General features: G+C 63.3%; 21 protein-coding genes and 1 pseudogene. 13 read left to right on the forward strand and 9 right to left on the reverse strand.

Annotated elements, in window-relative coordinates:
• Nucleotides 1–113: 113 nt before the first annotated feature.
• The 6 genes from AC0L28_RS00435 (at nt 114) to AC0L28_RS00460 (ending at nt 4,253) form a co-directional block, all read left to right on the forward strand.
• On the forward strand, nt 114–1,298 hold the full coding sequence (locus AC0L28_RS00435; RefSeq protein WP_287363202.1) for a cell wall hydrolase: 1,185 nt from the start codon (nt 114–116) through the stop codon (nt 1,296–1,298).
• Nucleotides 1,299–1,540: 242 nt separating this feature from the next.
• A complete protein-coding gene (locus AC0L28_RS00440; protein ID WP_023799399.1) occupies nt 1,541–1,939 on the forward strand; it encodes an AtpZ/AtpI family protein in 399 nt (132 codons plus the stop codon).
• A 70-nt stretch (nt 1,940–2,009) separates the two neighbouring features.
• Nucleotides 2,010–2,768 (forward strand): F0F1 ATP synthase subunit A, encoded by a 759-nt coding sequence (locus AC0L28_RS00445; RefSeq protein ID WP_077381387.1) that lies wholly within the window; start codon nt 2,010–2,012, stop codon nt 2,766–2,768.
• An 81-nt stretch (nt 2,769–2,849) separates the two neighbouring features.
• Nucleotides 2,850–3,074: a F0F1 ATP synthase subunit C gene (locus AC0L28_RS00450; protein ID WP_023799397.1), complete on the forward strand. Its 225-nt coding sequence runs from the start codon at nt 2,850–2,852 to the stop codon at nt 3,072–3,074.
• Between the two features lie 77 nt (nt 3,075–3,151).
• Nucleotides 3,152–3,751: a F0F1 ATP synthase subunit B gene (locus tag AC0L28_RS00455; protein WP_023799396.1), complete on the forward strand. Its 600-nt coding sequence runs from the start codon at nt 3,152–3,154 to the stop codon at nt 3,749–3,751.
• Nucleotides 3,752–3,761: 10 nt separating this feature from the next.
• Complete coding sequence (locus tag AC0L28_RS00460; protein WP_473474933.1) at nt 3,762–4,253, forward strand: F0F1 ATP synthase subunit B; 492 nt, start codon at nt 3,762–3,764, stop codon at nt 4,251–4,253.
• A gap of 174 nt (nt 4,254–4,427) precedes the next feature.
• Here the strand turns inward: AC0L28_RS00460 and AC0L28_RS00465 are convergent, their stop codons facing one another.
• Together AC0L28_RS00465 and AC0L28_RS00470 are read right to left on the reverse strand one after the other, a co-directional pair.
• Nucleotides 4,428–5,123 (reverse strand): ribonuclease HII, encoded by a 696-nt coding sequence (locus AC0L28_RS00465; RefSeq protein ID WP_128167708.1) that lies wholly within the window; start codon nt 5,121–5,123, stop codon nt 4,428–4,430.
• Nucleotides 5,124–5,278: 155 nt separating this feature from the next.
• Nucleotides 5,279–6,433 carry a PA0069 family radical SAM protein gene (locus tag AC0L28_RS00470; protein ID WP_027152303.1) on the reverse strand — a complete coding sequence of 385 codons (1,155 nt, stop codon included), beginning with the start codon at nt 6,431–6,433 and terminating at the stop codon, nt 5,279–5,281.
• 151 nt (nt 6,434–6,584) lie between these two features.
• Here AC0L28_RS00470 and AC0L28_RS00475 point away from each other — a divergent pair, with 151 nt between their 5' ends.
• The 5 genes and pseudogenes from AC0L28_RS00475 (at nt 6,585) to AC0L28_RS00495 (ending at nt 10,900) form a co-directional block, all read left to right on the forward strand.
• Nucleotides 6,585–7,091: a glycosyltransferase gene (locus AC0L28_RS00475; protein ID WP_473475377.1), complete on the forward strand. Its 507-nt coding sequence runs from the start codon at nt 6,585–6,587 to the stop codon at nt 7,089–7,091.
• A 185-nt stretch (nt 7,092–7,276) separates the two neighbouring features.
• Nucleotides 7,277–7,568, forward strand: a pseudogene (locus AC0L28_RS00480) (type II toxin-antitoxin system prevent-host-death family antitoxin).
• Between the two features lie 153 nt (nt 7,569–7,721).
• Nucleotides 7,722–8,657, forward strand: a complete 936-nt coding sequence (locus AC0L28_RS00485; protein ID WP_473474935.1) for a cyclase family protein — start codon at nt 7,722–7,724, stop codon at nt 8,655–8,657.
• A gap of 193 nt (nt 8,658–8,850) precedes the next feature.
• Nucleotides 8,851–9,678 (forward strand): MBL fold metallo-hydrolase, encoded by an 828-nt coding sequence (locus AC0L28_RS00490; protein WP_473474937.1) that lies wholly within the window; start codon nt 8,851–8,853, stop codon nt 9,676–9,678.
• 256 nt (nt 9,679–9,934) lie between these two features.
• The gene (locus AC0L28_RS00495) at nt 9,935–10,900 is read left to right on the forward strand and encodes a phytanoyl-CoA dioxygenase family protein (RefSeq protein WP_473474938.1); all 966 of its coding nucleotides are present in this window, start codon (nt 9,935–9,937) and stop codon (nt 10,898–10,900) included.
• A gap of 46 nt (nt 10,901–10,946) precedes the next feature.
• On the opposite strand, the gene moaB is transcribed toward AC0L28_RS00495, so the two are convergent.
• From moaB to AC0L28_RS00525, 6 genes are all read right to left on the reverse strand, one after another.
• On the reverse strand, nt 10,947–11,504 hold the full coding sequence (gene moaB / locus AC0L28_RS00500; protein WP_128172011.1) for a molybdenum cofactor biosynthesis protein B: 558 nt from the start codon (nt 11,502–11,504) through the stop codon (nt 10,947–10,949).
• On the reverse strand, nt 11,491–12,393 hold the full coding sequence (locus tag AC0L28_RS00505) for a 4-(cytidine 5'-diphospho)-2-C-methyl-D-erythritol kinase (protein WP_128172259.1): 903 nt from the start codon (nt 12,391–12,393) through the stop codon (nt 11,491–11,493). Before AC0L28_RS00505 ends, moaB begins: the two co-directional genes overlap by 14 nt.
• Before the next feature lie 25 nt (nt 12,394–12,418).
• Nucleotides 12,419–12,604 (reverse strand): hypothetical protein, encoded by a 186-nt coding sequence (locus tag AC0L28_RS00510; protein ID WP_077381693.1) that lies wholly within the window; start codon nt 12,602–12,604, stop codon nt 12,419–12,421.
• Between the two features lie 80 nt (nt 12,605–12,684).
• Nucleotides 12,685–13,551, reverse strand: a complete 867-nt coding sequence (locus tag AC0L28_RS00515) for a S49 family peptidase (protein WP_128172012.1) — start codon at nt 13,549–13,551, stop codon at nt 12,685–12,687.
• Nucleotides 13,552–13,637: 86 nt separating this feature from the next.
• Nucleotides 13,638–14,438, reverse strand: a complete 801-nt coding sequence (locus AC0L28_RS00520; protein ID WP_128172013.1) for a tRNA1(Val) (adenine(37)-N6)-methyltransferase — start codon at nt 14,436–14,438, stop codon at nt 13,638–13,640.
• On the reverse strand, nt 14,438–14,662 hold the full coding sequence (locus AC0L28_RS00525) for a putative signal transducing protein (RefSeq protein ID WP_023799382.1): 225 nt from the start codon (nt 14,660–14,662) through the stop codon (nt 14,438–14,440). The genes AC0L28_RS00520 and AC0L28_RS00525 overlap by 1 nt, the downstream gene beginning before the upstream one ends.
• A gap of 162 nt (nt 14,663–14,824) precedes the next feature.
• On the opposite strand from AC0L28_RS00525, the gene AC0L28_RS00530 reads away from it, so the two are divergent.
• Nucleotides 14,825–15,841: a polyprenyl synthetase family protein gene (locus AC0L28_RS00530; RefSeq protein WP_023799381.1), complete on the forward strand. Its 1,017-nt coding sequence runs from the start codon at nt 14,825–14,827 to the stop codon at nt 15,839–15,841.
• 158 nt (nt 15,842–15,999) lie between these two features.
• Here the strand turns inward: AC0L28_RS00530 and AC0L28_RS00535 are convergent, their stop codons facing one another.
• Nucleotides 16,000–16,503: a helix-turn-helix transcriptional regulator gene (locus AC0L28_RS00535; RefSeq protein ID WP_287179736.1), complete on the reverse strand. Its 504-nt coding sequence runs from the start codon at nt 16,501–16,503 to the stop codon at nt 16,000–16,002.
• A gap of 234 nt (nt 16,504–16,737) precedes the next feature.
• On the opposite strand from AC0L28_RS00535, the gene AC0L28_RS00540 reads away from it, so the two are divergent.
• Complete coding sequence (locus tag AC0L28_RS00540) at nt 16,738–17,337, forward strand: hypothetical protein (protein WP_473474942.1); 600 nt, start codon at nt 16,738–16,740, stop codon at nt 17,335–17,337.
• Nucleotides 17,338–17,363 lie beyond the last annotated feature (26 nt).

Raw genomic sequence — 17,363 nt, forward strand, 5'->3', positions numbered from 1 at the left:
TTCCAACAAAAGCCTTTGAAATGATTGGCGCCGTCGACCTCCGTTAACGCCCCATCAAGGTTAATGCATCATCGTGCCTCTCCAGTGGGTCCGTTGCGTTTCTGGAGAGTTCCGTGCATCGACGTGTTTTGAAGCGGCTTGTCGCTTTCGCCGGTGAGAAAAGACGTTCCTTTCTGTCTTCTCTGGTCATTGGACTTGGCATTTGGGTCGGCTTTCCCAATGTCATCGCCTACCAGGACATGACGAGCCTGGTTTCGGGCCTCAAAGCGCCGAACGCCCGCTGGAACGCCTATGTCGAGAAATCCGTCGCCGGCTCGGTCCATGCCGCCGAAATGCCTTTCCTCGATACCGACATCACCGGCTCGATCTCGGGTTCCGGCGTCCGGTTGCCCGGCATCGGCGCCGTGTCGTTTCGCGGCAAGGGCAGCGTGGCCAGCACGACGCCCGACGAGGACCGCATCATGCGCGCCGACAAGAAGGGCCGCATCATCATCGTCTCGCCGGTCGCGCCGCCGAGGAACTTCAATGCCGGCTCGGTGTTTGAGCGCACCTCCTCGCTGCTTCGCCCGAGCATGGACAGCGGGCTGAAGATGGCGTTCGCCAAGCCCGAGATCAAAGGCAAGGAGATCCAGATTGCCGCCGCGTTCCATAGGCGCGTAGACAAGAAGCCGGATCCCGGCGTGCCGGCCATGCTGGCCGCGCTGGTCAACAACGACCGCCCCGACGTCCTGGCGACGGCCTACGCAGCGGCCGCGCCTGACTATGCCCAGGCTTCGCCCTTCGAGGCCTTGCTTCAGGACGAGCAGCCGAACGATGGCCGTTTCATTCCGCCGGTGGCAAAGGGCGATCATTCGTGGATGCAAACTCCGCTGCCGGCGAGCGTCTTCTCCAAAGCGGAACAGGCTTGCCTCGCCAACGGCATCTATTTCGAGGCGCGCGGGGAATCGGTGCGCGGCCAGGCCGCCGTCGCCCAGGTCATCCTCAATCGCGTTCGCAATCCGGCCTATCCGAACTCGATCTGCGGCGTCGTCTACCAGAACGACAAATGGTTCAACCGTTGCCAGTTTTCCTTCGCTTGCGACGGCAGGAAGAAGCGCATCCAGAGTCCCGCCCACTACAAGACCGCGCAAGACATCGCCATGGCGGTCACTGCCGGCAAGATCTTCATCCCGGAAGTCGGATCGTCGACGCATTACTACGCCAACTACGTCAACCCGGGTTGGGCGCGGACGATGAAAAAAATGACCAGGATCGGCCTGCACATTTTCTATCGCACCTATGGCGGCGGCTGGAGCTGAGCGCTCCGGCAAGGCCCCGGGCGCGGCCGATCGAAGACCCGTCGCTGCAGGGATTCGGCCGCGACACGCCGGCGGCGGTAGCGGGCACGATGTCGCACCCTGGCAAGTTATTGATTTTCATTGGAAAAATACTTGACGATGAAGTCCTGCCCGTGGCTTGACGGGCGGGGACCCTCTAACTATGTTGCCGGCGACTTAAGAGCGGACGGACGGTGACGATCTGACCGGGCAAGGGGGTTGCGATGGCCGACAAGAATGGGCCAGACGGAACCGGAGAAACCGGCCGCGGCAAACAGCGTCAAGCCGATATCCGCGACGACGATCTTGAGCGCCGCCGGCGCGACCTTGAAGCATCGCTTGCGACAAGGCGGCCGGACCGGCTCGAGGGGAAAGACGACGCGAAAGCGGGCAGTGCGGCCGGATATGGCCAGGCGCTCAAGCTATCCAGCGAATTCATCGCCGGGATAGTGGTTGGTGCGGGTCTTGGCTGGATCATCGACCGTGTGGCGGGGACATCGCCATGGGGTCTGATTGTTTTTTTGCTGCTCGGTTTTGGCGCCGGCGTGCTCAATGTCCTGCGCTCCGCGGGACTTATGGCGGAATTCGGGCAGGGCGATAAAGCCCGCGATCCGAAAGAATGACTTGAGGCGCCGCTTGCCGGCGCAGTGAACAGGACACTAAAGCCGCGCGCGGCTTTGATGGGGATTTAAAGTGGCTGCTGACAAGGTCGATCCGATCCACCAGTTCCATATCAACAAGCTGATTCCGATCGAGATCGGCGGCTACGACCTGTCGTTCACCAATTCGGCGCTCTTCATGGTCGCGACCGTCGCCGTTGCCTCGGCGTTCCTCTATCTCAGCACCTCGAGCCGCAGCCTCGTTCCCAGCCGTCTTCAGTCGGTCTCGGAAATGGCCTACGAATTCGTCGGCAACATGCTGAGGGACGCGGCCGGAACCCAAGGCATGAAGTTTTTTCCCTTGGTATTTTCGCTGTTCATGTTCGTGCTCGTTGCCAATCTGCTCGGTCTTTTTCCATATTTCTTCACCGTCACAAGCCATATCATCGTCACCTTCGGCCTTGCCGCGCTGGTGATCGGAACCGTCGTCGTCTACGGCTTCATGAAGCATGGCCTTGGTTTCCTGAAACTGTTCGTGCCGCATGGCGTGCCGGTTTACCTGCTGCCGCTGGTGGTGCTGATCGAGGTGATTTCCTTCGTATCGCGCCCGGTCAGCCTCTCGGTTCGTCTGTTCGCCAACATGCTGGCCGGCCACATCACGCTGAAGGTGTTTTCGGGCTTCGTGGTGAGCTTGAGCGCGCTTGGCACGCTCGGCATTGCCGGATCGGTCCTGCCGCTGGCGATGGCCGTGGCGCTGACGGCGCTGGAGCTGCTGGTCGCCTTCCTGCAGGCCTACGTCTTTGCCGTGCTGACCTGCATGTATCTGAACGACGCCCTGCATCCCGGGCACTGACCCAGTTGACCCAAGAGTTTCCGGCCCTGCTGCCGGGATAGAAATCGCAACGGAATTTTTAGATCCAAAGGAGTTGAACACATGGAAGCAGAAGCAGCAAAGTTCATCGGCGCCGGCATCGCATGCCTCGGCATGGGTGGCGCCGGTATTGGCCTTGGCAACATCTTCGGCAGCTATCTGGCGGGCGCGCTGCGCAACCCGTCGGCCGCGGATGGCCAGTTCGGCCGCCTGATCTTCGGCTTCGCCGTGACTGAAGCGCTGGGCATCTTCTCCCTGCTCATCGCGCTTTTGGCCCTGTTCGGCTGAGCCCCTGTTCGGCTAACATTGGGAATTGGAAGGGCCGGCCGCAAATCGGCGGCAGGCCTGACATCAGGGGATAGTCGATGTTCGTGACATCTGCCTTTGCGCAAGAGTCCGCGCCCGCCGTCGAAGGCGGCCATACCGGCACGGAAGGCGATACGCATTCCGGCACCGGTGTGCCTGCCGAGGCGCACGGCGTGTTCCCGCCATTCGATCCGGCGACATTCCCGTCGCAGCTTCTGTGGCTGGCGATCACCTTCGGGCTGTTCTACCTGTTCCTGAAGAAGGTGGTGATGCCGCGTGTTGGCGGCATCATCGATGTCCGCAACGACCGCATCACCCAGGACCTCGACCATGCCGCCAGGCTGAAGGGCGAGGCCGATGCCGCCGTTGCCGCCTATGAGCAGGAACTGGCGGAGGCCAAGACCAAGGCCAATGCGATCGGCCAGCAGGCCAACGACGCCGCCAAGGCGGAAGCCGAGGCCGCCCGCAAGAAGGTCGAGGCAGCGCTTGACCAGAAGCTTGGCGAAGCCGAGGCTCGCATTTCGACCATCAAGGCCAATGCCATGAAGGAAGTCGGCACGATCGCCGAGGACACGGCTTCGGCAATCGTCGAGGCGCTTGTCGGCGGCAAGGCCAGCAAGGCCGAGATCGCGGCAGCCGTCAAATCCGTGGCCCGGTGAGGAGCGCATCATGGACGGCACATCACTCGCGACGCTTTGGGCCACCGTTGCCCTCGTCATTTTTCTGGGCATTGCCGTCTACGTCAAGGTGCCTAAGCTGATCGCCAAGGCGCTCGACGCCCGCGCCGACAAGATCAGCAACGAGCTTGAAGAAGCGCGTCGGCTACGCGAGGAGGCCCAGCAACTGCTCGGCCAATACCAGCGCAAGCGCAAGGAAGCCGAGCAGGAGGCCGCCGACATCGTCGCCGCCGCCAAGCGCGAGGCCGACATGCTGGCTGCCGAGGCGCACAAGAAGACCGAGGACTATGTCACCCGGCGCACCGCGCTTGCCGAACAGAAGATCGGTCAGGCGGAGCGCGAGGCGATCGGCGAAGTGCGCGCCAGTGCCGTCGATATCGCCGTCGAAGCCGCCCGCACGCTGCTCGCCGCCAAGATTGACGCCAAGGCGGGCGCCGACCTGTTCCAGGCCTCGCTTCAGGACGTCAAGTCCAGGCTGAATTAAGGAGAGAATCTCCCCCCGTTGAGGGGGAGATGTCGCCGAAGGCGACAGAGGGGGTCGCCTCGGCGTCGCGGCGCCCTATCGGATAATATGTCGAATGAAAGAGGGGCGCGGCGCTTCACGCGCGGCTACCCCCTCTGGCCTCCCGGCCATCTCCCCCTCAGGGGGAGAAAGCGGTCAATCCAGACCCGAAAAACTCTCTTCGTCGAGCACTTCGGTTCCGCCAAGCCGGAACGGTGCGAAGGACGCGCGGTGCAGCCGCGCCACCGGTCCATGCACCTCGATCGCCGTGCGGTGGCGGACCGTGGCGTAGCCCATATGGAGCTCGAAACCGTAATCCGCGTGATGACTGCCGCAGCCGCACATCATGCGGTCGCGCATCACCTTGGCGACGATCGAGGCGGCGGCGATCGACTGCGAGCGCTGGTCGCCCTTGATCAGCGCTCTGCCTTCGCATGGCAGTCCGGGCGGCACGTCGCGACCGTCGGCCAGGGCCAGCTTTGGCTGCACCGAGAGCCCGACCAAGGCGCGGCGCATCGCCTCGAGGCTGGCCTTGAGAATATTGCTGCCATCGATGCCTTCCGCGCTGACCGAGGCCATCGACACGGCAAGAGCGGAGCCGAGGATTTTCAGGAACAGCGCCTCGCGCTGCAGGTGGCTGAGGCGCTTGGAATCGTCGAGACCGTCGGGAATGTTGGCGGGATCGAGGACTACCGCTGCCGCGACGACCGGCCCGGCCAGTGGGCCGCGCCCGGCCTCGTCCATTCCCGCCACCGGCCACAGGCCTTCGGCCATCGCCTTCGTCTCGAAGGAGAAATCGGGTCTCTCAACGATTTCGAAGAGAAGCGGAGAATCAGAACGCGCGCGAGCCATGTTGCGGCGAGGTTCGCATCGGCTCCGATTCTCCGCAAGCCCCTCCGGGTCGGGTGAGGCACCGGACCCGGAGGGCACCGTCTGCAAGCCCGGGGACAGGACAGGCCGGACGGGATTTTTTCATCTGCCGCCGGCGTCGGCGGCAGACGATGTCTTCAAAGCAGCATCAGTTGCTCGGTTGCCTTGGCTGCGGCGACGAACTGGTCGGTCCTGAGCGACCGCCGCTCGGCGTTGAGGCCAAGCCGTTTGGCGGCAATCTCGAAGCGCCGGCCGATCTGCCAGGCATAGGGGCCGGAGCCTTTCATGCGCTTGCCCCATTCCGAATCGTAATCCTTGCCGTCGCGCATCGAGCGGATCAGCGACATGACGTGACGGTAGCGGTCCGGATAATGACGCAGCAGCCAATCCTTGAAGATCGGCGCGACCTCCAGCGGCAGGCGCAGCAGGACGTAGCCGGCCTCGCGCGCTCCTGCCGCACGTGCCGAATCGAGGATTCGTTCCATCTCCTGATCGGTCAGGCCGGGGATGATCGGAGCGACCATGACCGAGGCCGGAATGCCGGCATCCGAAAGCTGCCTGATCGCCTCCAGCCGCTTGGTCGGCGTCGACGCGCGCGGCTCCATCGTTCTGGCCAGCATACGGTCGAGCGTCGTCACCGACAGCGCCACCTTGGCCAGCCCGCGTTCGGCCATGCGCGACAGAATGTCGATGTCGCGCGTCACCAGCGCGGATTTGGTAACGATGCCGACCGGGTGGCCACGCGCCTCCAGCACTTCGAGGATCTCGCGCATGATCCGGTACTGCTTCTCGATCGGCTGATAGGGATCGGTGTTGGTGCCGATGGCAATGGTGCGCGGCTGGTAGCCGTCCTTCGACAATTCCTTGTCGAGCAGCCGCGCCGCATCCGGCTTGGCGAACAGCTTCGATTCGAAATCCAGTCCCGGCGACAGGCCCATGAAGCTGTGCGTCGGCCGCGCGAAGCAATAGACGCAGCCATGTTCGCAGCCGCGATACGGATTGATCGAGCGGTCGAAGGAAATGTCGGGCGATTCGTTGCGGGTGACGATGGTGCGCGGCTTCTCGACCTGCACCTCGGTCTTGAACGGCGGCAGCTCCTCAAGCGAATTCCAGCCATCGTCGAACACATGCCGGCTGACCGGCTCGAACCGGCCGGACGGGTTGATGCCGGCGGACCGGCCGCGATTGCGCTCCGGACGGATACGGACGCCACTCTGCTCGATCATTGCATTGGCCATCTCGGCTCTTCCAGCCCCGAAGGCAGCAATGTCGGCACGCACGATCTGTTCCATTTTCGCCCTCTCCCAGGGACTGTCGGCTGGCTGTCGAATCGCTCTGTTCATGAAAATAATCCTATTTTATCCGTTGGAACAAAGCAAGAACATTTTTATGGAGCGACGCAAAAACTGGCGCTGTGCCCGGCTTTCCGCTATTCGGCTAACGATGCTCAGCGTTCTCATCCAGACCCTGAATGACGAGGAAAGACTCGCCCGCACGCTCGCCTCGCTGATCGGCGGCGCGGTCGAGGGCGTGGTGCGCGACGTCATCGTTTGCGACACCGGCTCGACCGACCAGACGCACCGCGTTGCCGAACATGCCGGCTGCCTTTATGTGGCGAGCGGCGGCATCGCTGCCGGCATCAGGCAGGCCAAGGGCGACTGGCTGCTGCTGCTGGAGCCGGGCGCGCGTTTGGGCGAGGGCTGGATCGACGAGGTCGTCGCCCACACCGCCAGGCAAACCATGCCGGCGCGATTGTCGCGGGCGCGCGGCAGCCGCGTGCCGTTCCTGTCGCGGGTGTTTTCTGGAAACCGGGCACTGGCCGAAGGGCTGGTGATCAGCAAGCGTCAGGCCGCGGCCTTATCGAAAAACGCCCGCAGCGCCGAGGCCATCGCCCGCGGCCTTGCGACCAAGAGGCTCGACGCCGAAATCTGGGTGGCGCCGGTGAAGTGACGGTCGTCTCTTTGCCGGCAAGCGGGCGAGGGTCGGTCGCGTCGTTTGCTGCGGCAATTCGCTGAGGTCGTCTTCTACGAGACCGCAGTTTGCGAGGTTGGGGGGCGATGTGGCGCTTGGATCGGGGTGCCAACCTCTGCGTATTGCCTGAAGCCCGTATATTCCGGAACAAAGGAGCCTTGCCGATGACCATCACCGTCACCGCCGCCGCCGTCTCGAAAAACTTCGGCGCTTTATCAGGATGCCGCGTGCGCGATCCGGTCATCATCACCAAGAATGGCCGCCCGCGCACCGTGTTGCTGGCCTACGAGGATTGTCCGGCTGTCGAAGCGCGACCGGCGGGTCGAGCTGACAGCGGAACTCGGCGCCGACGAAATCGCCGCGGTCGAAGCCTCCGAAATGGATCCGAGTCTCGACCATCTCAATGAGGAACTCAACGGGACAAAGAGCCTGACAGCAAAAAATGCTGCCGGCTGAAATCAAAGTCGGCCACGTCTTTCGTTATTCTTATCTCTGGCATTGGCAACACCGCGAGGGGCCGCATTGGCGCGACATTCGTGGGAGGAATGCACATGCTTGTCGTCCTGCGGGAAACTCGCGATACTCGGCGAGATTTCGGGGAGATCACCGATGAATATATCCAAATTCGTTCGTATCGCCTTGCTGTCAGCCGCTTGCTCAGTTCCGGCGATCGCGGTGGCGCAGGAATCGTCGCTTTGGTCGGTTTATGAGAACACGCTCAAATCGGCCAAGTACATCGATCTGACCCACGCCTTCGAGCCGGTGCAGCCGGTATGGCCGGGCTTCGCCAATGCCAGGTTCAGGCCGGCTGTCGCCGGGAAGGACATCGATGGCTACGTCAAGGCCGGCGAAGAGCTCACTTACGACAAGCACGGGTTTGTCGCGAGCGCCTACGAGTTGACGACGGACCAATATGGCACGCAGCTCGATCCGCCCTCCCACTGGAACCCGCTCGGCGCAACGATCAGCGACCTGCCGGCCACCTATGCCGTGCGGCCGCTCGTCGTCATCGACATCAGCGGCAAGGTGCGGACTGACGAAGGCTATCACCTCCAGGTCGCCGACATCGAAGAGTGGGAAAAGCAGCACGGCCGCATACCGGAAGGTTCAGTCGTCTTCGTGCGTTCGGATTGGTACAAGAAATGGTCCGATGCCGCCCGCTTCAACCAAAAACCGTTTCCAGGTGTCAGTTTGGACGCACTGAAATTCCTGCATCTGGAGCGGAAGATCCTGTTTCATGGTCATGAGCCGCTCGACACCGACACCACGCCCAATCTCGAAGGCGAACACTGGCTGCTTCACAACGATTTCACGCAGGCAGAAGGCGTTGCAAATCTCGACAAGGTGCCAGAGGCCGGTGCGTTGGTCACAATCGGCTTCGCCAAGCCGCTGGGCGGGTCAGGCGGATATGCGCGTTACATCGCGATTGCACCCGCTGACTGGACGGAGGGCGTTTCGGTCACCGAAGCGCCTGGTGCGCCGCTTTCCCGGCAAAAGGCGCCGCTCAAGCGCGACGAGAACGGCGTCTTCCGTCCGACGCCCTGATCTCTGACGATATCATCGGGGCTGCAGGGGCGTGGCGCGTCCCATTCCACGCGATTTGTCGCGTAAGTCGGGACAAAAGGTTCAGACGACCAGCCCCTCCGGCGCTCGCGAAAACGTGACTGTCCCGACGATAGCCATCATAATTGCTGGCGCTATCGTGGCATGAGCGCCGATCCTGCCACGGGAGGCAGTCATGCTCCGCCTATCTGCCGCCGTTCTGCTGACCCTGGCTTTCTGGCCGTTCGCCGCGTCGGCCCAGGAAGAGCCGCCGCCGTCGAGATGCGTTGCGATCGCCGAAGCGCTGCCGTCGGCCACCTATGCCAGCTTTACAGCGCCACAGGCGCAGACGTCACGGCTGGCCCAGGCTTTCGTCGACGGTGACGTTACGATCACCTATGCCGGCCATTCGACCTACGTCATCGAGACACCCGCCGGCGTCAGGATCGCCACTGACTTTTCTGGCGTCTATGGCGCTGACCCGCTGCCGCGCGTCGTGACTATGAACAAGGCCCACCGCACCCACTATTCGGACCATGTCGATCCGGGCATCGAATATGTGCTGCGCGGCTGGAATCCGGACGGCGGTCCGGCGCGCCACGCCCTTGTCGTCGACGATGTCTATATCCGCAACGTGCCGACGGATATCCGCAATGGCGGGGATCTCGGCAAGGACGGCAATTCCATCTTCATTTTCGAAGTGGCTGGACTCTGCATCGGCCATCTCGGCCATCTGCACCACCGGCTGGAGGATGCGCACTACGGCGCCATCGGCCGGCTCGATATCCTTATGGTGCCGATCGACGGCGGCATGACGCTGTCGCTCGACCGGATGACCGAAATCACCGCGCGGCTCTATTCATCAATGATCCTGCCGATGCATCGCCATTCGACCCCGATCAGCGAGTTCACAGGTAGGATGGGCGACGATTTCGCGGTGGAATTCCTCTCCGGCCGGTCGCTGACGGTCTCACTGAAGACGCTGCCCGACCGGCCGACGATCATCATCCTCGAAGGTGTTTGACCGCTTCGTCGCGGCCTTCTCCGCTGTGCGCGGCCTCACTACTCCACCTCGCTCAAATCAGGCGCTGTCGCGAACTCAACGAGCCTTAATGCTCCGTCAAGCTTGCCAGAAGGATTCCGAGATATCCTTTTATTGTGCATTGCACAAAGCCTGACCGGGGATTACCATTCGTGAGGCGGGCGGACGGGTTTGGGTAACGCCTGAGCGGTGAGCGGCCGACGTTTCGTCGGCGCCGCCCTCACAGCTGAGGATCCTGATGACCCCTGACAAATCCGGTGCTGCAAGCCTCGAGTCGATCGCTCGAAACGGCAGCCTGCTGCGCCGCATTGCCGTGCGGATTCCGACCTATCTGTCGGACCTTCGCGAGAACCCGGTATGGCTGCCGATGTTCATGCTGGCGCGCACCATGCCGGCGCGGCGGTTGCATTGGCGTGGCGCAAAACCGGTTCGACCGGCACAACAAGTCCAGGAAACGGTGTTCACTGGCATCGACCGTGATGCGGTGGTCGGCGCGCTCCGCTCGGACGGGCTCTTTTCCGGACTTGCGCTGCCGCAGTCGATTCACGAGGAGATCGCCAGCTTCGCGCAGCGCACGCCTTGCTTCGGTAATTTCGACCGTCGGCTGGAGTTCCTGCCGGCAAAGCACGCAGAGGCCGAGAAGCGCTTCGGCCGTCCCTTGCTCAGCGGCCACTTTTTCGAGCGGATCCTCGACTGTAACGCTGCGCTTACCGTGCAGCGCGATCCGCTGCTTCTCGACATCGCCGCCCATTATCTCGGCAGCCAGGCGAAGCTGATCACCACGCGCGTCTGGTGGAGCTTTCCGACGAGCTCCGCCTCCGACGCCGAGAAGAACCTGGCGTCGCTTGGCAAGTACCACTTCGATCTCGACGATTGGCGGATGCTGAAATTCTTCTTCTATCTCAATCCGGTCGATGCCGAGACTGGCCCCCATGTCTATGTCCGCGGCAGCCACAACCGCCGCACCCTCAAGCACCAGTTGACGCTCCTCGTCGGCCATCCCGCGGAAGAGGTTCTGAATGTCTACGGCGCGCAGAGTCCGATTACGCTGACCGGCGAGGCGGGATCGGGCTTCGTCGAGGATCCCTTCGGCTTCCACATGGGCACCGTGCCGACGCGCAAGCCGCGGCTGATGATGGAAGTCGGCTTCGGCGTATCGCCGCCCTCGCGCCGGCGATTCCACGGCGAGCCGGTTATTCGGTGATTTTCGGCGCTGGTTCTGGTCCCGAACAGCCTTTTGAGAACCTGGTCTAACTTGTCTTGGTGCCGCCGCGCCGCAGATGTTCGTCCAGGCGCGGCATGATCTCGACGAAGTTGCAGGGCATGTGCCGGTAGTCGAGCTGCGGCTTCAAAATGCCGTCCCAGGCGTCCTTGCAGGCGCCAGGCGAACCCGGCAGCACGAAGACGAAGGTCGCGTTGACGACGCCGCCAGTCGCCCGGCTCTGGATCGTCGAAGTGCCGATCTTGTCGTAGGAAATGCGGTGGAACACTTCGGAAAAGCCGTCCATGCGTTTTTCGAAGATCGGCTCCAGCGCCTCCGGCGTTACGTCGCGGCCGGTAAAACCGGTGCCGCCGGTGGTGATGACAACATCGATCGCTTCGTCCCGCGACCAGTTCTGAACCTTGTCACGGATTTTCTCGCGGTCGTCGGTGACGATGTCGCGGCCGGCGAGAATATGGCCGGCCTCGACGATGCGGTCGGCCAGCACCTGGCCGGATTTGTCGTCGGCAGGGCTGCGCGTATCGGAAACGGTCAGCACCGCGATGCGCACGGGAATGAAGGAACGGCTTTCGTCAATCCTGGCCATATGCGTCAGGCTCCGATGTCATGCTTCGCGTCGCGGCGACGAACCAGTCGGGATGGCGGCTGCGGATTTCGACGGCGGCGCGCTTGGCGACATTGCCGGTCTCGAACAGCCCAAAACAGGTCGCACCGGAACCGGACATTCGCGCGAACCCCGCTCCGGCCTTGTTGAGCACCGAAAGCGCCTTGCCGATGGCAGGTTGGATCGCCCGTGCCGCAGGCTCGAGATCGTTGCGGGTGATCTCCAGCCAATTGCGGATGCTGTGGAAGTCGAGGCTGCGCGGCAGCGGCGGCAGTCCCTCATTGTCGCGATCGGAAAGCGCGTTGAACACCTCGGCCGTGGCGATGGTGGTGCCGGGATTGACGAGAACCAGCCCGAGCGCGGGAAAGCCCGGCACGGCCGACAATTCGTCACCGACGCCGCGCGCGATCAGCGGCTTTGCCATAAGGCACATGGGAACGTCGGCGCCCAGCGAGAGGCCGACCCGCGCCAGGTCGGCGTCGTCGAGGTCCAGCCTCCATATCTCAACCAGCCCGCGCAGCGCCGTTCCGGCGTCGCTCGACCCGCCGCCGACGCCGGATGCGACCGGCAGGTTCTTTTCGAGCCTGATTGCGACCGGCGGCGTATACCGCGCACCAGCCTGTTTTCGCAGCGCATCGCGCGCTTTCACGACCAGATTGCTGTCGTCGAGCGGGACTGCGGAGGCATATCGGCCCGACACGAAAAACCCGTCGCTGTCGGCGAGCTCGATGTCAACCCGGTCGCCGAAGCGCGTGAACACCGCCAGGCTCTCGATCGTGTGATAGCCGTCGGCGCGCCTGCCGGTGACATGCAGCGCGAGATTTATCTTGGCATGCGCATGCAATGCCCGGACCCTATTGCCGGAAGCCACAGTGTCAGTCACGAGGGGGATGATGTCAGTCCTTGGCCAGGCGGTATTCGCCGGTCTTCGGGTCCCTGACCAGCGTGCCCATTGTGCCGTTGGTAGCCTGCTTTTCGGTGCGCCGAATCTTGGCCGTCACCCGCTCGGCTTCCCTGACGAAGGAGCGATAGCCGAAATAGGCGAGCAGGCCGACTGCGATAAAGAAAATGATCTGTGGCATGTCAAACTCCTCCCTCGCAAGGCCGACTGCGGCGCCCGTCGGGCCGATCAAGCTTTAAGTTAAACGCTTTCGCCGGTTTTTCAAAGCCCGAAGCGCGCCCACAGCGCGCGCTCTTCTGCCGCGTCGATCACGCCGCTTGCGGCAGCAGCGGCGATCTCGGGCGCCGAAAAGCCGCCTCTGTTTGAGCCGAACCAGCCGAAGCGGCCGAACAGGCCGCGCGGCGCCGTGATCAGCTTGAGCTGGGTTTTCGGCCCGAAGCGAGCCCTCAGCACGCTGCGCATATCGCCGAGCGCATCGACAAGGCCGAGCTCCAGTCCCTTCTTGCCGGTCCAGAACAGGCCGGTGAACAGGTCCGGGTCGTCCTTGAGCTTGGCCCCGCGCCGGTCCTTGACGAGGTCGATGAAGGTCTCGTGGACTTCGAGCTGCAGCTCCTTCAGCCGCTCGATATCTTCCTTCTTCTCCGGCTTGAACGGATCGAGCACCGCCTTGTTCTGGCCGGCCGTATGGACGCGGCGCTCGATGCCGATCTTCTTCAACAGCTCGGGAAAGCCGAACGAGGCCGACACCACGCCGATCGAACCGACGATAGACGACGGATCGGCAAAGATCTCGTCGCCGGCGACCGCGATCATGTAGCCGCCTGACGCCGCCACGTCCTCGACGAAGACCAGAACTTTTTTGTTCTTCTCGCTCGCCAGGTCGCGGATTCGTCTGAAGATCAGCCGCGACTGCACCGGCGAGCCGCCCGGCGAATTGATCGAAATGGCGACCGCGGGCGCGTCGAAGGAAAACGCCTTCTCGATGGGGCCGGCGGTGGATGCCAGCGACAGGCTCGGCCGGAACGGGCCGCCGCCGGGCATGATTGTGCCGTGCAGCCGGATGACGGGAATGGTGACGATGTCGGAGCGCCAGGATTTCGGCAGCAGGCGGTTCAGGAAGCGTTTCACGGGGTCTCCGGTCAAAATTGGCTTGCAGGCATGTAGGGATTCGCCGGCCAACGGCAATGCCGCGACGCCCGGCCGGCCGAAAAGGGTCAGTCGCCGAACAGCGAAGCCATCCCGTTGTTGATCATCTCGGTCCGCTCCGCGGGGCTGTCACCGGATTGCGCGTGCAGCATCAGCGGTGGGCGGATCGACAGTTTTCCGCGTGCGCCGAGGATTGCCCTGACGACGATGCGGATCGCCGCTGCCTCGGGGCGGGGGTGGACGGCCAGCATCTCGGCGTCGCCGAAGCGGCCTGATAGCGCATCGAGGATGGCGCCGAGCTGATCGGGCCTGGCAATCACGGCAAGACCGCCGCGCGGCCTGACCACGGCAGCCGCGCTTCGGATCCAGCTGTCGAACAGCCCGTCCTCCATCACATGCGCCGCCTTCCTGAGCGGGTCGGGCGTGGCGCGATCCTCGGCGGCGTTGAAGGGCGGGTTCATGATGACGAAATCGAAGGAGTTGTCGGCAAGCCCGGTGACGGTTCGCGCCTGGCCCGACAGCGCGACGTCGGCGGCGAGCACCGAGGCGCGGTCGTTGAGATGCGCATTACCGGGGTGGGCAAGCGTCGTTGCGGCGAAGGCCGCCATTTCCGGAGACCGTTCGATGAGCACGGCCTCGGCATCAGGACAGCGCGACAGCACGGCCAGCCCTGCGGCGCCAGCACCCGCGCCGAAGTCGGCAAGGCGCCCGGCGAAGGAGGACGGCACGGCCGCCGCCAGCATCATGGCGTCCATGCCGGCGCGATGGCCTGCCTGTTTCGGCTGCACCAGCCAGAACCGCCCGCGATGGAAAGCATCGACGGTATGGGCCGGCGTGTCCTGGACAAGAGTGGCGCGCGCCGCGGACATTACTTCTGGCGCATCTCGTTGGCGATGCCGGCATCCGTCAGGATACGCCGCGCCGCATCGGCCTGGTCGGCTTCGACCATGATGCGCCTGGGCAAGATGCCGATCGAACCGTCGAGCACGCTCATGTTCTGGTCGGCGACGAAACAGCCGATGCCGGCGTCGCGCATCAGCGATTCGACAAAGGAGATGATTACGGCGTCGTTGGTGCGGATAAGCTCTATCATAGGACGAAACTCGCAGGTTGCAGCGTCTATGTAAACGTGGCTGGCTTCCGTCGCCACCTCGACCGCGCCAAATCGCCTCTTGCCGTGCCTGTGGGTAGCGCCCTAGAGTCTGCTGCGGTATCGGGGTGCCGTCGTGCGCGTGACATAAGACGGGAGTTTGTCGTGGGTGTCGTTCTCAACATCGAAAACGGGAAGCGGGAAGCCGCCTCCATTAAGGATCTCATCGACCTGACTTCGGCCGATATGGGGCGCGTCAACAAATTGATCCTGTCGATGGCCGGTTCCGACGTCGAGATGATCCCGGAGATTGCCAACCACCTGATCTCTTCGGGTGGCAAGCGGCTGAGGCCGATGCTGACGCTCGCCTCAGCCCAGATGTTCGGCTATTCCGGCGAGGGCCATGTCAAGCTCGCCACATCAGTCGAGTTCATGCACACCGCCACGCTCCTCCACGACGATGTCGTCGACGAGAGCGGCATGCGGCGCGGCAAGAAGACCGCCCGCATGATCTGGGGCAACCAGGCGAGCGTGCTGGTCGGCGATTTCCTGCTTGGCCAGGCGTTTCGCATGATGGTCGATGTCGGTTCGCTGGAAGCGCTCGACATCCTGTCCAGCGCCGCCTCGATCATCGCCGAGGGCGAGGTGATGCAGCTCGCCGCCGCCAAGAACCTCGAAACCACGGAGGATGAGCATTTCGCGGTGATCAAGGCCAAGACCGCTGCCCTGTTCTCGGCCGCCGCCGAGGTCGGTCCGGTCATCGCCCAGGCGACGCGAAACGATCGCGCGGCGCTGCGCTCCTATGGCATGAATCTCGGCCTTGCCTTCCAGCTGATCGACGATGCGCTGGATTATGGCGGCACCAGCACGGATCTGGGCAAGAATGTCGGCGACGACTTTCGCGAAGGCAAGGTGACGCTGCCGGTGATCCTCGCCTACCGGCGCGGCACCAAGGCCGAACGCAGCTTCTGGAAGCGCGCCATCGAGGACAATGTCACCGATGACGCCGGGCTGGAAAAGGCAATCGGATTGATGACCCGCCACGGCGCTATCGCCGACACCATCGGGCGCGCCGGCCATTTCGGCGAGATCGCCCGCGACGCGCTGGCGCCGCTCGAAGCGACGCCACAGAAATCGGCGCTGCTCGACGTCATCGATTTCTGCATCAGCCGGGTGAACTGAAGATATCGCCGACATTTGGCCGGCACCGCGCCGGCCCGCCATTTTGGTCTTCCCCGATGAACCATTGCGGCGGTGAAATCATGCACGTTCTGCAGCAGCATGGTTAGCAAGCAGGGCAGGGCTTCGTGACGGTCAGCGCGCCCGGCAAACTGTCGAGGTCATGAAAATGACCACGCGCTCTTCAGCAGCGCCACGAGCTCGCTCTGACGGCTGGTTTCGGTTTTCCGGAAGATTCGCTCGAGATAGGTGCGGGCCGATTTGACGGCGATGCCGATTTCCATGGCCGCCTCCTGCACCGAATGGCCGGAGGCCAGCTCGACGGCGAGCCGGGCTTCCGCCGGCGTCAGGTCGAACAGGCCTGAAAGCACATTGGGCGACGGAACAGTGGCGCCGGTACCGACCGTGGTTGCGACAACCAATACATCTGCACCCGAAAAAATATCGTGTGCGGCGCGGCGCAGCGGCAACAGCTGAATGACCAGCGCGGGCCGCCCTTTGATGGCCGCAACCGGGATGGACCGCACGACGCGGTTATCCCGGTTCTGCGCGATGGCCTGCTGGAAAAGCGCGTTTGCAGTTTGATCGGCAATCGCCATGCCACCATGGGCTGTGGGAAGGAAGACGTCCGCCATGCCTTCGAAAAGCGGATTGGCCGTCAGCACACGGCCCGATCCACTCATGATTGCGGCCGGCAGTCCGATTTCCCGGAGAATGGATACGGCGGTCCTGGCCCGATCCAGACCCAGGCGCCCGGCGACGAGGCCGGCCCGTGCGAGGTGCGGACGCAGTCCGTTCAACAGATCGATTGCGGCCTGGTCATAACTCCCGTCCTTCAGCCAGCGCTGGAAGACAAAAAGGACAAGTTCGCCGCCAGGCATGGGGATGGCTGTGCATAGATGCGGCCCGATGCCAAACGCGGTGGCACTTTTGCGAACGGGATCGCGCTCGATCTCCTCGCAGGTGATGAAATTATCGACCCGCACAAAGCTTGCCGGCTGCGCGGCGCACATGCGCTTCACGCTCTCGGAAAACCGCCAAGTATCACGCTTCGTGAATTCGTCGAGCAAGGGCTGGAGATGCGTTTCGGTGATGGCGCGGACCGGCGAATGATCGCTGACTACAAAGATCGCGCCGTTTGCCGAGCGGGAGATCGCGCTTGCCGCCGCCAATACCTCCGGCCACAGCTCGGCCGCGAACGACGCTTCGTAGATTCGATCGACAATGGCGAAGGCCTGCTGGCCCTGCGGCATTTCCAGCATCGGCATCTTCCTGGGCGAAGCAACGGCATCCATCTGCACGGTTCCACGCATCATTCCGCTGCGGAAACTATCGACGCCCGCCGCTTACGGATCGCTTACGGCATCGCGGCGCCGATGCTGCAGCAGGACAGGCCGGCAGTGCGTCAGGCCGGCAAATCGCGGTCGACGGTCGCAATTTGGCGCCTTTCCGCGTTGTTTTTGATAGCATTACCCGATTGTGAATTCGGGCCGGGTTGAAGCCTCACCCCAAAAAGGCCATGCTT

The sequence above is a fragment of the Mesorhizobium sp. WSM4847 genome (assembly GCF_055811335.1).

Coding starts and splice junctions, on each gene's coding strand:
- AC0L28_RS00440 (WP_023799399.1), top strand. CDS start 1,541: ATGGCCGACAAGAATGGGCCAGACGGAACCGGAGAAACCGGCCGCGGC.
- AC0L28_RS00450 (WP_023799397.1), top strand. CDS start 2,850: ATGGAAGCAGAAGCAGCAAAGTTCATCGGCGCCGGCATCGCATGCCTC.
- AC0L28_RS00455 (WP_023799396.1), top strand. CDS start 3,152: ATGTTCGTGACATCTGCCTTTGCGCAAGAGTCCGCGCCCGCCGTCGAA.
- AC0L28_RS00460 (WP_473474933.1), top strand. CDS start 3,762: ATGGACGGCACATCACTCGCGACGCTTTGGGCCACCGTTGCCCTCGTC.
- AC0L28_RS00465 (WP_128167708.1), bottom strand. CDS start 5,123: ATGGCTCGCGCGCGTTCTGATTCTCCGCTTCTCTTCGAAATCGTTGAG.
- AC0L28_RS00470 (WP_027152303.1), bottom strand. CDS start 6,433: ATGGAACAGATCGTGCGTGCCGACATTGCTGCCTTCGGGGCTGGAAGA.
- AC0L28_RS00475 (WP_473475377.1), top strand. CDS start 6,585: ATGCTCAGCGTTCTCATCCAGACCCTGAATGACGAGGAAAGACTCGCC.
- AC0L28_RS00485 (WP_473474935.1), top strand. CDS start 7,722: ATGAATATATCCAAATTCGTTCGTATCGCCTTGCTGTCAGCCGCTTGC.
- AC0L28_RS00490 (WP_473474937.1), top strand. CDS start 8,851: ATGCTCCGCCTATCTGCCGCCGTTCTGCTGACCCTGGCTTTCTGGCCG.
- AC0L28_RS00495 (WP_473474938.1), top strand. CDS start 9,935: ATGACCCCTGACAAATCCGGTGCTGCAAGCCTCGAGTCGATCGCTCGA.
- moaB (WP_128172011.1), bottom strand. CDS start 11,504: ATGGCCAGGATTGACGAAAGCCGTTCCTTCATTCCCGTGCGCATCGCG.
- AC0L28_RS00510 (WP_077381693.1), bottom strand. CDS start 12,604: ATGCCACAGATCATTTTCTTTATCGCAGTCGGCCTGCTCGCCTATTTC.
- AC0L28_RS00520 (WP_128172013.1), bottom strand. CDS start 14,438: ATGTCCGCGGCGCGCGCCACTCTTGTCCAGGACACGCCGGCCCATACC.
- AC0L28_RS00525 (WP_023799382.1), bottom strand. CDS start 14,662: ATGATAGAGCTTATCCGCACCAACGACGCCGTAATCATCTCCTTTGTC.
- AC0L28_RS00540 (WP_473474942.1), top strand. CDS start 16,738: ATGCGGCCCGATGCCAAACGCGGTGGCACTTTTGCGAACGGGATCGCG.